Source organism: Flagellimonas iocasae (assembly GCF_042682725.1).
In the GTDB taxonomy this organism is placed as follows: Bacteria; Bacteroidota; Bacteroidia; order Flavobacteriales; family Flavobacteriaceae; genus Flagellimonas; species Flagellimonas iocasae.
The window spans coordinates 916,801-930,747 of sequence record NZ_JBHUHU010000005.1 but is presented as its reverse complement, the minus strand read 5'-3'; the positions used below and the strand labels follow the sequence as shown (position 1 = coordinate 930,747).

Annotated in this window: 12 protein-coding genes; 4 read left to right on the top strand and 8 right to left on the bottom strand. The window is 41.7% G+C overall.

Annotated elements, in window-relative coordinates:
* Nucleotide 1: 1 nt before the first annotated feature.
* The gene (locus tag ACFSJE_RS18030) at nt 2–2,392 is read right to left on the bottom strand and encodes an alpha-L-rhamnosidase-related protein (RefSeq protein ID WP_379832263.1); all 2,391 of its coding nucleotides are present in this window, start codon (nt 2,390–2,392) and stop codon (nt 2–4) included.
* Between the two features lie 97 nt (nt 2,393–2,489).
* Between ACFSJE_RS18030 and ACFSJE_RS18025 the strand changes: the two genes are divergently transcribed.
* The 3 genes from ACFSJE_RS18025 to ACFSJE_RS18015 are packed head-to-tail and all read left to right on the top strand — an operon-like array spanning nt 2,490 to nt 5,669.
* Entirely contained in the window at nt 2,490–3,113 is a 624-nt protein-coding gene (locus ACFSJE_RS18025; protein WP_379832310.1) for a SprT-like domain-containing protein, read from the top strand.
* A 15-nt stretch (nt 3,114–3,128) separates the two neighbouring features.
* Nucleotides 3,129–4,208, top strand: a complete 1,080-nt coding sequence (locus tag ACFSJE_RS18020; protein WP_379832262.1) for a mannose-1-phosphate guanylyltransferase — start codon at nt 3,129–3,131, stop codon at nt 4,206–4,208.
* A gap of 6 nt (nt 4,209–4,214) precedes the next feature.
* Nucleotides 4,215–5,669 (top strand): DUF389 domain-containing protein, encoded by a 1,455-nt coding sequence (locus tag ACFSJE_RS18015; RefSeq protein ID WP_379832261.1) that lies wholly within the window; start codon nt 4,215–4,217, stop codon nt 5,667–5,669.
* A 44-nt stretch (nt 5,670–5,713) separates the two neighbouring features.
* Here the strand turns inward: ACFSJE_RS18015 and ACFSJE_RS18010 are convergent, their stop codons facing one another.
* Complete coding sequence (locus ACFSJE_RS18010; RefSeq protein ID WP_379832259.1) at nt 5,714–6,481, bottom strand: ABC transporter ATP-binding protein; 768 nt, start codon at nt 6,479–6,481, stop codon at nt 5,714–5,716.
* Nucleotides 6,481–7,218 carry an MlaE family ABC transporter permease gene (locus tag ACFSJE_RS18005; RefSeq protein ID WP_379832258.1) on the bottom strand — a complete coding sequence of 246 codons (738 nt, stop codon included), beginning with the start codon at nt 7,216–7,218 and terminating at the stop codon, nt 6,481–6,483. The genes ACFSJE_RS18010 and ACFSJE_RS18005 overlap by 1 nt, the downstream gene beginning before the upstream one ends.
* Before the next feature lie 120 nt (nt 7,219–7,338).
* Between ACFSJE_RS18005 and pafA the strand changes: the two genes are divergently transcribed.
* Complete coding sequence (gene pafA / locus ACFSJE_RS18000; protein WP_379832257.1) at nt 7,339–9,015, top strand: alkaline phosphatase PafA; 1,677 nt, start codon at nt 7,339–7,341, stop codon at nt 9,013–9,015.
* A 16-nt stretch (nt 9,016–9,031) separates the two neighbouring features.
* Here pafA and ACFSJE_RS17995 read toward each other — a convergent pair whose 3' ends face one another.
* The 5 genes from ACFSJE_RS17995 to ACFSJE_RS17975 all read right to left on the bottom strand — a co-directional run bounded on the left by ACFSJE_RS17995 (nt 9,032) and on the right by ACFSJE_RS17975 (nt 13,886).
* Nucleotides 9,032–10,441 (bottom strand): PKD domain-containing protein, encoded by a 1,410-nt coding sequence (locus ACFSJE_RS17995; RefSeq protein ID WP_379832256.1) that lies wholly within the window; start codon nt 10,439–10,441, stop codon nt 9,032–9,034.
* A gap of 185 nt (nt 10,442–10,626) precedes the next feature.
* Nucleotides 10,627–11,130, bottom strand: a complete 504-nt coding sequence (locus ACFSJE_RS17990; protein WP_379832255.1) for a GNAT family N-acetyltransferase — start codon at nt 11,128–11,130, stop codon at nt 10,627–10,629.
* A gap of 55 nt (nt 11,131–11,185) precedes the next feature.
* Nucleotides 11,186–12,031, bottom strand: coding sequence for a glycosyltransferase family 2 protein (locus ACFSJE_RS17985; protein WP_379832254.1), 846 nt, complete (start codon nt 12,029–12,031; stop codon nt 11,186–11,188).
* A 150-nt stretch (nt 12,032–12,181) separates the two neighbouring features.
* Nucleotides 12,182–12,700, bottom strand: a complete 519-nt coding sequence (locus ACFSJE_RS17980) for a methyltransferase domain-containing protein (RefSeq protein ID WP_379832253.1) — start codon at nt 12,698–12,700, stop codon at nt 12,182–12,184.
* A gap of 127 nt (nt 12,701–12,827) precedes the next feature.
* Nucleotides 12,828–13,886, bottom strand: a complete 1,059-nt coding sequence (locus ACFSJE_RS17975) for a 3-oxoacyl-ACP synthase III family protein (protein WP_379832252.1) — start codon at nt 13,884–13,886, stop codon at nt 12,828–12,830.
* Nucleotides 13,887–13,947: the final 61 nt, after the last annotated feature.

Here is a 13,947-nt window from a genome sequence, read left to right as displayed (position 1 = left end):
TTTAGAACGAAACTTCAACCTTCATTCCCTCTGATTCAACCCACGAATCATTTTCCGAAGAGTGAAGAGTACCCTCCAAAATTTGGAGTTGTTCCAACTGACTTTTCGGAATTTTCAGTTTGATTTTCCACTCCAAATTGGTCTGCTCAATTTTGATGGTAGTTTTCCCGTCTTTTTTGGTGTAGAACATGGAAATTTCGTTGGCACCATCACCAATTTTTACGTTTTGCAAGGCGCAATCATCCCATGAATCGGGCATTAATGGGGAAATCACTACTTCTTTTTGTGAAGAGCGCGGCTGAATTCCAAAAAATTGATGAACAATGGGATAGGCAAAGCTGTAAATGTTCCACGCTTGGGTAATCATGCCATAATCCGGTGAAACTTCGTAGATGCTCCCTGGAAAGGCATAGCTAAAAGTGCGCGTCATCCGTTCTAAATAGTTTAGAGCTTCGTTGGGTCTGCCGTAGTTGTTTTCGGCCCTTGCCTGAACCCCAGTGGGCAACGTCATCACCGCACCCGTGTAAGAGAAAATTTTGGAACCTTTAAAAGAACCATCATCAGAACCAGCCGATTGGTCGCGGTCAATTCCTGTTACAAAAACCCCGAAGGGATTCACAAATTGTTCCGCAGTTTTCAAGGCTTTTAAAGCTTTCGAAGTATCGGCAATTCCCATTTCCATAGGTGTGTTCACCACCCAATTATGGTGCATCACAAAAGGTCTAGGTTTATTGGAGGGATGGGTTTTAATGAATTGTTTTGTGGCCTCGAGTTCTTCTACGGCCCAAGGTTTGTTCAAGGTGTCGGCGCGGATAATAGCATCCTCAATCAAATGCAACGCTTGGGTGTCGGTCCCAATAAAATCCGCGTAGGAATTGAAATTTTCAGACCAAAACTCCGTATTGATTTTTTGCTTGAGTTGGCCTGCAACTTCTTGGTATTTTGCCGCTAATGCATCTTTCCCCAATGCCTCGGCCATTTGGGATGCATCCGCAAAAGCCTTTTGTGAATAAGCGGCCACATCAATCATTTCACTGTCCAATCCATGTATTTCCATCATGCCAAAGCCTTCAGGAAAACCATTGCCGTCCAAATCATTTTCTTTCAGCAACCACGAAAGACCTTTTTGGATGGTTGGAAAGTATTTTTCTAAAAATGATTTATCCCCATTCCATTGGTAAATGCTCCATATAAGAGACGCAAATTGGGGTGTCTCATTGATATTTCCTTTGTTGAATACCGCTCCATTGGTGGACATTTCATGGATGATTTTCCCGTTGCCGTTCACATTGTTTGAGACACTGTCCAGCAAAGCAATGGTATTATAAACGGCATCGGTTTGACCAATCGCCATGTAGCCTTGAAGGGCATATTCGCTATCCACCCCAAACCACCATGGATAATCGGGAATTCCAGCGGTGATTCCGGTACCGACCTCAGGCACGGTCCGTACTAACCAATCACAGTTGTATTTTAACCATTCAAAGGCCTGCTGCATTTTTTTATCGGGGATGGTCAATTGGGTTTGATGGGCCAATTGCTGATATCGCTCTTTCTTTTCTTCCAACAGATGAGGCCAATCCGATTTTATCGTATTCAAAGTGGCAATTGCATTTTCTTTGGAGGTGTAGGAGCCAGAGATAACAAAATTGATACTTTTGGTCTCATTTGGAGCCAACGAAATCGTATAGTTCAATTGATTGGAAACCCCTCGGCCCCCATAGATGTTTTCAGCTTTGGATTTATCTGTGGGAGCAGTATCACTCGCATAACAAACAAACCAAGGATTGTTTTGGTCTTTCACTATCCAACCCTGAATAGCTTCCTCAAAAATAGATTCATCTTTGGAATCGGTCATGTTGGTGCGCTCTCCCAACCAGGTAGGCCTCAAATCCGAATGGCCCGTAAAACCCAAATCAAATGTGGTTGCCGTTGAAGCGTTGTTGGTCAATTCAATTTGAACTAAAAGTCCTTCCAAATCATCTGGGACGAATTGCCAGCGGTTCACAGAAATTTCCTTTGAAGGAACTGAAAACTGATGTGCATTGGCAAACGGATAGTTGGTAAACGTTTCGGCCTTGTTCAGCAGAAAGGATTCGTCTTTCCAACGGAGCTCAATGTCAAATCCATCCATCAATTTAATGGGATGGTCCCAAATACCGCCCATTTCACCTTTAATATGCCAACCAATTTCGGGGAAAGTACCATCTTGATGCCCGACCATATACACCCTGTTTCCAGCGGTGACAAACGGAGAAGCCAAATATTCAGCCTTACCGTTGATATGAGCGCTGTTTTCCATGAGATTTGAAAAAACCATTGGCTTTTTGGTTTCGGAACAATTCCAGAAAAGCAGTCCGAATAGTGCTATTTTATAGTTGGGCCATTTCATAAATTCAAATTTTGATAAAAATACGCAGATAAATTTTCTGGATTTATATGAGATTGATTTGTACCGTGTAACTTCGTATTCGGAAGAATATCTTGAATTGAACAGCACTTTACAGAAATATTTGCCGGAACGCGCCGTGGCTCCTTGTTTTGAATTGATAAAGAACCATGGGGTGCATCTAAAGATTGTCAATCATAGGGTTACGCGCCATGGCGATTATAGGCGAATGCCAAACGGAATGCATCAGATTACGGTAAATGCTTCGCTCAATAAATACCGATTTCTCATCACCCTAGTGCATGAAATAGCGCATCTGGTTGCTTTTGAACAGTATGGTCGTCGCATAAAGCCCCATGGGATGGAATGGAAGCGAACCTTTCAGCATTTAATGGTTCCATTTATTCGGCCAGAGGTCTTTCCATCGCAGTTGCTGCCCATTATTGCGAGCCATTTTAAAAATCCGAAGGCAAGTAGCAGTACGGATGCCCGATTGTCCATCGCTTTAAAAGCTTTCGATGTTGAAGAACGGACTCAAAGTTATGTGTACGAGTTGCCTGCGGGAAGTGTTTTTCGACTTTACAATGGCAGGTTGTTCAAAAAAGGAAATAAGAAGGTAAAACGGTATGAATGCGTGGAATTGTCCACAGGCCGATTATATTTGTTCCAGCCAAATGCAGAAGTGGAATTGGTAAGGGACAAACCTATTGAACCCCCATTCTAATTGAAAACGAATAGCATGAACAAGAATTATTACGCAGTTTTAATGGCAGGGGGTGTCGGTTCCCGATTTTGGCCAGTGAGTACAACAGCTAATCCGAAGCAGTTCCATGACATGTTGGGGGCTGGAAGGACGTTGATTCAGAAAACGTTTGACCGGTTGAACCGATTTATTCCTACAGAAAACATATTGATCCTCACCAACGAACGGTACAATGACTTGGTGTTGGAACAATTGCCAAAAGTAAAACCAGAGCAAGTGGTGTTGGAGCCGGCCATGCGAAATACGGCCCCCTGTATTTTATATGCTTCTTTGAAAATTCAGAAAATGAATCCCAATGCGGTCATGATTGTGGCACCTAGCGACCATTGGATTGAGGATGAACAAGCTTTTGAAAATGATGTCATTGCCTGTTTTGACAAATGCGAAAAAGAAGAGGTGCTCTGCACTTTGGGCATTCAACCCACTTTTCCCAATACAGGATTTGGGTACATAGAATTTGAAAAAGGAAGTGACGAAAAACTAAAAACGGTGTCCCAGTTTCGGGAAAAACCGGATTATGAAACGGCAAAAGAGTTTTTGGCCCAAGGTAACTTTCTATGGAATGCCGGAATATTTATGTGGAGCGTGAAGACAATTGTGGAAGCTTTTAAGAGTTATCAACCAGATCAATATGAATTGTTCGGTCAAGGAATTTCTTGCTATAATACCGCTGAGGAAAAGGCCTTTATCCAAGAAAACTATGCCAAGGCAGAAAACATATCCATAGATTATGCTATCTTGGAACAATCCAAATCCATTTACACCTTACCGGCAACTTTTGATTGGAACGACCTAGGTACTTGGGGCGCACTCTATGATAAGTTGGACAAAGACGAATCAAACAATGCCGTGGTCAATAGTAAGGCGCTATTGGAGAATGCCAGCGGCAATATGATTCGTTCCCCAAAGGGGAAAATTGTGGTCGTGGATGGATTGGATGATTATATTATTGTGGATAAGGAAGAAGTGTTGTTGATTTACCCTAAATCCAAACAACAGGATATTAAACAAGTTTTGAGTCAGGTCAAAGAAAAATTTGGCGATCAGTTTGCATAGATAAGTATGAGTGAAAATCAATTGGAAGGGGGTGCCACGCCAGGTCAGGATACCGGGGACGAGGTAAAAAAGGATTTTAAAGGGTTAATCGGCAGTGTTCGGAAGTTTCTTTCCGATCTATTGGAAATTCGGTCCAATACAGATGCTGCGGCTACCAAGGAATCCATTATCGCGGACATTCCTTTTAAGGGGCATACCTCTTGGATTTTGGTCTGTTCCATTTTTATTGCCTCCATTGGTCTCAACGCCAATTCAACAGCAGTTGTTATTGGAGCCATGTTGATTTCCCCGTTGATGGGCCCTATTTTGGGTATGGGGATGTCTTTGGCCATCAACGATATTGATACACTACGTAGATCACTCAAGAATTTCACCGTGATGGTGGTTTTGAGTGTGATCACTGCATTTTTGTTTTTCTACCTTTTTCCACTTCGTGATGAGTCATCCGAATTGTTGGCGCGCACAAAACCAGATATTCGGGATGTATTGATTGCTTTTTTTGGTGGACTCGCCTTGGTGATTGCCCGGGCAAAAAAAGGGACCATAGCCAGTGTGATTTTTGGTGTGGCCATTGCCACCGCGTTGATGCCACCCCTCTGTACGGTCGGTTTTGGACTGGCCATTGGAAAGCCGTGGTATGCCGCAGGAGCCATGTACCTGTTCACCATTAACACCATTTTTATTGGTTTGGCGACGTTTTTGGTCATCAAATTCTTGCGATTTCCCATGGTGCGCTATGCCAATTCGCACCGAAGAAGGCTCATTGCGCGCTTGGCGTCCATTACCGGTATTTTGGTGATGATTCCGGCTGGATTTACCTTTTATCAAGTTTTTCAAGAGTCGCTTTTTAAAAAGCAGGCCCAGGAATTTTTGAGAGATACCATTGAGGTCTATCAGTTTGATGGAGCAGGGCGGTATGTGGACAATTTGACCAAGATTGAATATGCAGATGACGGTACTTCGCTTATTGAAGTGGTCTGTATGGGGGATGAATTGATTCCGGAAAACGTAATCAACACTTGGAGAACCCAAAAGAATCAATATTCCCGACTTAAGGATGCCGAACTCCATATTATTCAGGGGGGTAAGGATGATTCGGAAGAAAAGTTCACTTATGTTAGCGAGCTTTATGAAAAGAACAAGGCAGAACTACTCAATAAGGATGAACAGATTCGACTTTTGGAAGCTGAAGTCGCCAGCTTGACCATGAATGCTGGGAAGCAGATTCCTTTTCAAGCCATTAGTGCCGAAGCAAAGGCCAACTATGAAAATTTAGCTGGTTTGGGCTTTTCCTATCAAATCCAAACCGATTTTAATAAGTTGGATACGGTCCCCGTTTTTCAGGTAAAGTGGAAAAATGGTGTATCCAACAACCAAAAAGAAGCAGATGCCAAAAAGATGCTAGGTTGGTTGAAGCTGAGGCTACAGGATTCAACACTGGTGGTAAAGGAGGTGGAATAATTTTTTGTTTTTTTTGACCCAAGACCCTAGACCCAAGACCCGAATTAGTTCCGTTCCTCAATGTACATCTGACGCACTTTTTTGAAGAGTTCTGAGGAATAGACAAAATCCGTTACTGCTTGGTTTTCGGTTTTAAAGATTTCCTTATTGGTGCCTTCCCATTCCTTTAAACCATTTTTTAGGAAAATGATTTTTTCCCCAATTTCCATCACTGAGTTCATGTCATGCGTATTGATGACGGTGGTGATATCATATTCCTGGGTAATTTCATGAATAAGGTTATCAATTAAGATAGCCGTTTTGGGGTCGAGACCCGAGTTGGGTTCATCACAGAACAGATACTTTGGATGCATCACAATGGCACGCGCAATGGCCACCCTTTTTTGCATTCCCCCAGAAATCTCGGCCGGGTATTTTTTGTGGGCATCGATAAGGTTCACGCGTTTCAACACAAAATCGACCCGATCCTGCATTTCGGATTTAGACTGATTGGTAAACATGTCCAACGGGAACATCACATTGCCTTCCACGGTCATGGAGTCAAACAAGGCACTTCCCTGAAATACCATACCCATTTCTTGCCGAAGATCACGACGTTCTTTTGTGGAAAGCTCAGAATAGTATTGTCCGTTGTAACAGATTTGTCCTTCGTCCGGCTCAAAAAGACCCAATAAGCATTTTAAGAAAACGGTCTTTCCTGAACCACTTTGCCCAATGATCAAATTGGTCTTTCCCTTTTCAAAGATGGTGGAAATGCCCTTGAGTACATGGTTGTCACCAAATGATTTGTGTACGTTTTCAACTTCAATCATCAGCCTAACAGTAATTGGGTTAATAGGTAGTTCAAGATAATAATGACCACACTGGTCCAAACAAAGGCCGTAGTACTGGCTTTACCTACTTCCAAAGCGCCTCCTCTCATATAAAATCCATGGTACGAGGGTACCGTGGCAATCACAAAAGCGAATACAATGGTCTTTATAAAGGCGTAGGTGACATGGAATGAATCAAAATCCAACTGAAGCCCTTTAATGAACTCCCCACTAGGAGCATACCCGCCGAAAACTGCAGCGACCCATCCGCCCAAAATACCCACAAACATGGAAATGGCCACGGCAAAAGGATAGATCATGGTAGCGACAATCTTTGGGAAAACCAGATAGTTCAGTGAGTTGATTCCCATAACCTCCAGTGCATCAATCTGCTCCGTGACCCGCATGGTCCCAATGCTGGATGTAATATAGGAACCCACCTTACCGGCCATAATTATGGAGGTGAAAGTTGGTGCGAACTCCAAAATCACCGATTGTCTTGTGGCAAAGCCGATGAGGCTCTTCGGTAAAAGAGGACTGTTTAAATTGAGCGCGGTCTGAATAGTGACAACACCCCCAATAAAAAAGGAGATAAATATGATGATGCCCATAGCTCCATAAATGAGATCATCAATTTCCTTTAGGATCAAAGATTTCATGATGGGCCATTTGGTAGGCTTTTTAAATACTTCCCATATCATGATGAAGTACTTTCCAATCGCTTCAAGATATTTCATGCGCTTAAATTGGACTTGCGGGCATAAAAATAAGAATATTGTTAAGCTTTTAACCTTCATTTAAAATTTAAAACAACATAAATGAATAGCTTTGCTAGCGTTTTTTGTTAAATCCAACCCATGAAGAAAACCCATATTATTTTCTTGTCCCTCGCATTATGCATTGCCACTGCAAGTTATGGTCAGCGTAAAAAGAAGAACGTGGAAGAGGAGACTCCCATAGAAATAGCCCAGTCTCCCAAGTTGGTAGTGGGTATTGTGGTGGACCAGATGCGCTATGATTACCTGACGCGCTTTTGGAACCATTATGGCGAAGGTGGATTCAAACGATTGGTGAATGATGGGTTCAATTGCAAAAACAATCATTTTAATTACGCGCCTACAAGCACGGGGCCTGGGCACACTTCGGTTTATGCAGGAACCACGCCTGCTACGCATGGAATCATAGGAAACAATTGGTACGATAAGGAAACAGGTGAAGAGGTGTATTGTGCAGGTGATGATAGCTATCAATCGGTAGGAACAACTTCCGATGCCGGAAAAATGTCCCCGCACCGCATGCTTACCACAACCATTACCGATCAGTTGCGTTTGCATACCCAACAACGGGGGAAAGTAATCGCCGTTTCGCTAAAAGATAGGGGAGCTGTGCTGCCCGGAGGACATTCGGCCAATGCCGCCTATTGGTTTGAAGGGGAGAACACCGGAAACTGGATCACTAGCTCCTATTACATGGATGCCTTACCGCAATGGGTGAACGATTTCAACACTTCAGACAAAGCAGAGTCGTATAAAAAACCGTGGACAACCCTCAAACCCATTAACACCTATGTTGAAAGTGGTTTGGATGCCAATACGTATGAAGGTTTGTTGAAAGGTGAGACCACAACGGCTTTTCCACATGATCTTCCAAGCTTGTGGGATGCCAATGGCCAATTTGAATTGCTCCGCAAAACACCATTCGGGAATAGTATTCTTGCAGACTTTGCCCTAGCCGCATTGGAAGGGGAGGATTTGGGTGCAGATACCATAACCGATTTCTTGGCCATCAGCTTCTCCAGTACGGATTATGTAGGCCATTTTTTTGGAGTGAATTCCAAAGAGGTGCAAGATACCTACATAAGACTCGATCAAGACTTAGCTCGAATTTTTGCCGCTTTGGATGAAAAAGTGGGAGATGGGGAGTACACCGTGTTTTTAACCGCGGATCATGCCGCTATAAATGTTCCAGCGTATTTGGCCGACCAAAAAATACCTGCCGGTTATTTGGATATAGCTGGTATGCAGGAAGAATTCAACGAGTTCTTGCAGTACAAATACGGTACAACGGATGTGGTGAAAAACATTTCCAACAACCAAATATTCTTGGATCACAAGATTTTGACCAATTTGGATATTGATTTGGATGACGCTGAAGAGGATATCGCCAAGGAGTTGCTCACTTACGAAGCTGTGAACCAAGTATACACAGGTCATCAGATGTGGGCGAACGATTATAGTGAAGGAATTCCGTACATCTTACAGAATGGCTATAACCAAAAACGTTCAGGGGATATCTTATTTGTGCAAAGACCTGGTTTTATCTTTTCTTCAGGAAGAACAGGCTCAACCCATGGCTCGCCCATGATTTATGACACCCATGCCCCATTGCTTTTTTATGGTAAGGGAATAAAGCAAGGCAGTACGGTGAATAGAACGGAGATTCCCGATATTGCACCTACCCTAGCCGTTTTGTTGGGCATTGCGTTCCCCAATGGAACTACTGGGAAACCGATTGGGGAGGTATTTTCCAAGTAAAGAATACTCGCTAAGTTTAATTTAGATTAATCGCTTTCAAATCTATATTGACGGAGCCGATAAAGATTCCATAAGTAGAAAGCTCCTCAGATCCTCTAGAATATTTGGACAAATAACCAGATGCAAAAAATAGTTGATTTCCTTTTCTAATTAATTGGGGAGTTGATTTACCATTGAATCTGAGAGACTTTAATAAGTTCCCATTAGAATCAAATTTTTTAAGATAATCTTCAGTTGATAGGATAAATCCACCCTCTTCGAGGCAAATAATTCCTTGGTTGTGATATACATTGGACAAAGAGACCATTTTTTGTTCCTCACCTTCCGGATTAATAATCCTGAACTCATCATGGCTATATAAAACCAGATTGCCATTAGAGAGTTTTTTTATATGAAATGAATCGTTAAGATTGTTGAAATTTGTAATATGTATTTCAGTTTCAAATGTTTTGAAGCTGATAAAATCAAAGTTTGAGTCTAATAAAATAACTAATGGTTTATAATCGGTAAATGTATTAATCCCAGTTGGTGTGGATACACCACCAAAAGCAATGTAATTGTTATCCACCTCAATAAGATCTCCGATAAAACCTTGTTCTATTTGATTGAACACTTTAAATTCTTTCATTTGTCCAAGGCCATCTCTTATTTCAAGATAAGGCCTTCGAAAGTAAGAAAAGTTTTCATTTTGTTCATCTGTGACAGATTTGGAGCCAAAGAAAACCAAGTTGGTGCCAGCTTGTATTGATCCGTAGATTGGTTTTGATGAACTGTATGCTGCATTTTCTTTTGTCCATTCATCATCGAACCATATTTCATTTGAACCAATTCTATCACTCATGGATTCAACTGTATGGATAATTTTTTTGCCATTGTTGAGTAATCTTAATGATGTGTGGGATGAATTGTAATAGCGGTCATGAAGATGCCTTTTTGTTATATTGAATGAATCATCCAGTTCTACATAGTTGAAGTTTCTTAACTCATTTGAGATTGAATTACTGTAACGTTCTATGTAGTAGAATTTACCGTCTACTATACCAAAATCAGTAGGTAAGATATAGTCGCCATCTATAAGAGGAGGATGAATATAATTGTTGTCAATTGGGTTTACATTTATAACCATGGAGGTTGACTTTACTTTACCATCTGGGGATGTTATTCTTAATATAATTGTGTATTCTCCTGGGAGTTCATATGAAATGTTGGGGTTGGCGTCATTACTAGTTATCCCGTTTCCAAAATCGAATTCATATGAAGTTGCTTCAACAGAACAATTGCTAATTTCTACAGTTTCACCAACTTCTACATCGGTTGCATTTATATTAAAACAAGCAATACTCTCAGGGGCTTTATTGCTTTCCTTACTACAGGAAGTGTAGAATAAAATTAATAGTAATGAAAGTGTTTTCAGATTTATCTTCATTTCGACATGGCTTTTCTTGTGTGTAAGAAAGTGGTTTTGCCAATGAATGAAGCTTATAAATTCATGAACACCTATTTTCAATTGATAAATGACTATTAACCGACAACAATGGGATATATAATCACATCATTTGTGATTGTTTGGAGGGTATTTAGTTAGGAAGTTTTTTCGATTAAATTTGATTTCTACCTTTTGCCAAGAAACAACTGCATAAAAATCAAATCCAGCCATTGGTCAAATTTGTACCCAACTTCTTTGAAGGTGCCGATTTCTTGGAAGCCAAATTTTTTATGGAATTCATAGCTGCTTTGGTTTGAGGCATCTACTCCTGCAATCATGGTGTGGTAGTCCTGCTCGGTGGCCAGTCGAATTAATTCAGCCATGATGCGTTTGCCAATTCCCATTCCCCGAGCATCCTGGTGTGTGTAAATGGAATGCTCAACGCTGAATCGGTAGGCATCCCAAGGCCTAAAAATCCCAAAAGAACCAAATCCAACTACGTTCCCCTCTTTTTCAGCCACGATGACAGGCATTTCGTCCTGAGTTTTCTTCTCAAACCAAGCCAATTGCTGCTCAAAGGAACGCTCTTTGTAGTCATAGACCACAGTTGAGTTTAGAATTTCATGGTTGATGATCTCCAAAATGGAATTTACGTCCTTGGTTTTAGCGTTTCGAATTGTAATATTCATTGAGAAAAGTTGGCGTCTTCACAAAGATAGGATAGGGAGAGTTACTTTTTAAAATTCAGCCTAGTTTTGACCAAATTCCTTTCCATCGATAAGCCCTGATAAACTTACCCTCGCCTTTTGAAACGTATCTAGGTTGCCTTTGAAAGAATGCCTTCAGATACCCAAATACGGCTTGAAGATACAATCGTATACTTCTCGCCTGCCAAGCCATTTTTAATGCAGCAATCTTGGTGAGTACAATGCCATAACGCATTTTGTACATCGCCTCTCCTTTTGACAAATAGCTTTTGGAACTATACCCATGGCCTGTGGGGCGGAGGTGTTTTACTTGAAGTTCGGGAACGGTCTGGGTGTCAAAGTCATGGTATTGGGCCAATAGCACGTCCACCGTGTCCCAGCCAACACCGGGTCGTAGTCCACCTATCTTGTCAAAACAGGCTTTATGATACATTTTTATGGGACCGCGAATATGGGTTTTGTCCGCAATGTTCTCGTACACCCAATCATTGTTTTTTTGGATATACAGTAGTCCAGAACACATGCCCAATTTCCAATTGGACTGAAAACGATTCAGAATAGCTTCAAAATAGTTGGTTGGGAGGATGATGTCCGCATCAAATTTGCCAATTAAATTGTAAGCGGAAGCATGTTGCAGTCCAAAATTAAAGGTGTCCACCACTTTTTTGCCGGGAATGTGCTCATCTACTGAGTTTCGTTGCACCGCTTTTATCCAATCATGGGATTGGGCAAATTCCGAAGCAATCTGGAAGGTTTCATCAGAAGAATTATCATCCACGATAATGACTTCATCCGGTCGGTGGGTTTGGGCCACAAAAGAATCCAAGCAATCCTTGAGGTAGGAAGCTTCGTTGTGGGCGGGAATGACAATGCTGATTCGCATCCGCTAAAATTCCAAAAAACAATTCACAATTCCCAAAGATGTTTGGCTTTTGAAAGCATCGAGCAGATATACTAATAGATTTCTCGACTGCGCTCGAAATGACAATACCGTATTGAACATTGGTAATTGTTTATTGTAAATTGATGAGAATCACCGTTCGGCGTAAACAATATAATATCGGTCGGTAAAAAGACGGAGTAGGGGCCTCAATCCTATTTTTTTGGTGGGATTAGTCCATTTGGCCGAGTCTTTTATGGTCCATCCGGCTTTTTCCAAGAGCCAATCAAACTGCCAGTCCTCAAACTCGTGATAATGTCGGTCCCAGGGGTCGGTTTTACTTCGGTAGGCAGAAGAAAACCATAATCGCATGGGTATGCTGGTCACCAGTTTTTTTGCCTTCACTTCCTTGAGTACATTGAAAGGGGCCACCAAGTGTTCAAAAATCTCAAAGGCGGTGACCACCTCGGCATTGGATTGGGCAACCTCATCAAAATCGACATCCAAATCCTCACCTTTGGTGTTTTTCACCCGATAGCCTTGGGTTTTCATGATTTCAGAAAATGGATTTTCAACACCTAAATCCAAAATGGACTCCGAAGTGCTGATGTGTTTTTGAAGAAACGCCAGCGTATGTCGGTAGCGCTTATTGGGAAAATTGTTCTCGTACATGGGCTAAAATTCCAAAAAACAAACCACAAATCCCAAAGAAGTTTTCATGTTATTGCGTTGTTTTGATTTGTTGGGATTAGTGAAATTCGTGTCCGGCCAAAAAGGGGATTTTTATTTCAACCTAGTTTTAATATCTATAAACCATGGCGTTGATGTTCATTCCAGCACCAACGCTTGCAAAGATAACAACATCTCCTTTTTTTAATTTGTGTTCTGGCATTTCTCCTTTGGTGACCAAATCGAATAGGGTAGGAACGGTTGCCACGGAACTATTTCCCAATTTGTGGATGCTCATGGGCATAATATTTTGGGGAACTTCTTTTTGATAAAGTCGATAAAAGCGTTTTACAATCGCCTCATCCATTTTTTCATTGGCCTGATGGATAAAAATCTTTTTTACGTCTTTAATTTCCACACCGCTTTTATCCAAACAGTCCTTCATGGCCTGAGGCACATATGTACAGGCAAATTCGTAGATTTTACGTCCATTCATTTTGATGTAGCGCGTATCGGCACAGGCATCCTCGTCGTTGGATTTATCAAAGTAGAGGTAATAGGCCTCTTCATTGGCGTAGGTGGCCGAGGCATGTGCCAAAACATTCCCTGATTTAGGATTTGCTTCAAAGATGGCCGCGCCAGCACCGTCCGAAAAAATCATGCTATCGCGATCATGTTTGTCCACAACCCTTGAAAGTGTTTCCCCTCCAATCACCAAGCATTTTTTTGCCATGCCACTTTTGATAAAAGCAGTGGCTTGAATGGCACTTTCTATCCACCCAGGGCATCCAAAAATCATATCATAGGCCACACATTTTGGATTTCTAATGCGAAGGAGATGCTTTACTCGCGTAGCGAGACTGGGTAGCGTATCCCCTTGAATCTTTCCAGGAATAAGGTCTCCAAAATTATGGGCGAAGATGATATAATCCAGCCCTTCCGGGTCTATTCCGGAGTCCTCAATGGCTTTTTGGGCAGCCAAAAAACCTAAATCCGATGTTTTTAAATCGGATGGGGCGTAGCGCCGTTCCGCGATTCCTGTGATGGATTTGAATTTTTCAATAATCACAGCATTTCCTTGTGGAAAGTGGGAGCCATCATTTTCTAAAAAAGTGTGCCCCAAAAAATCTTCATTCTTTGTAATGATGGATGGAATATAACTTCCAATCCCTGTAATGCCAATCTCCATGGTAGAGGTTTTATCTAGAAAAGATAGCAATCAAAAATTTAAGTGCTATGCATGCATAATA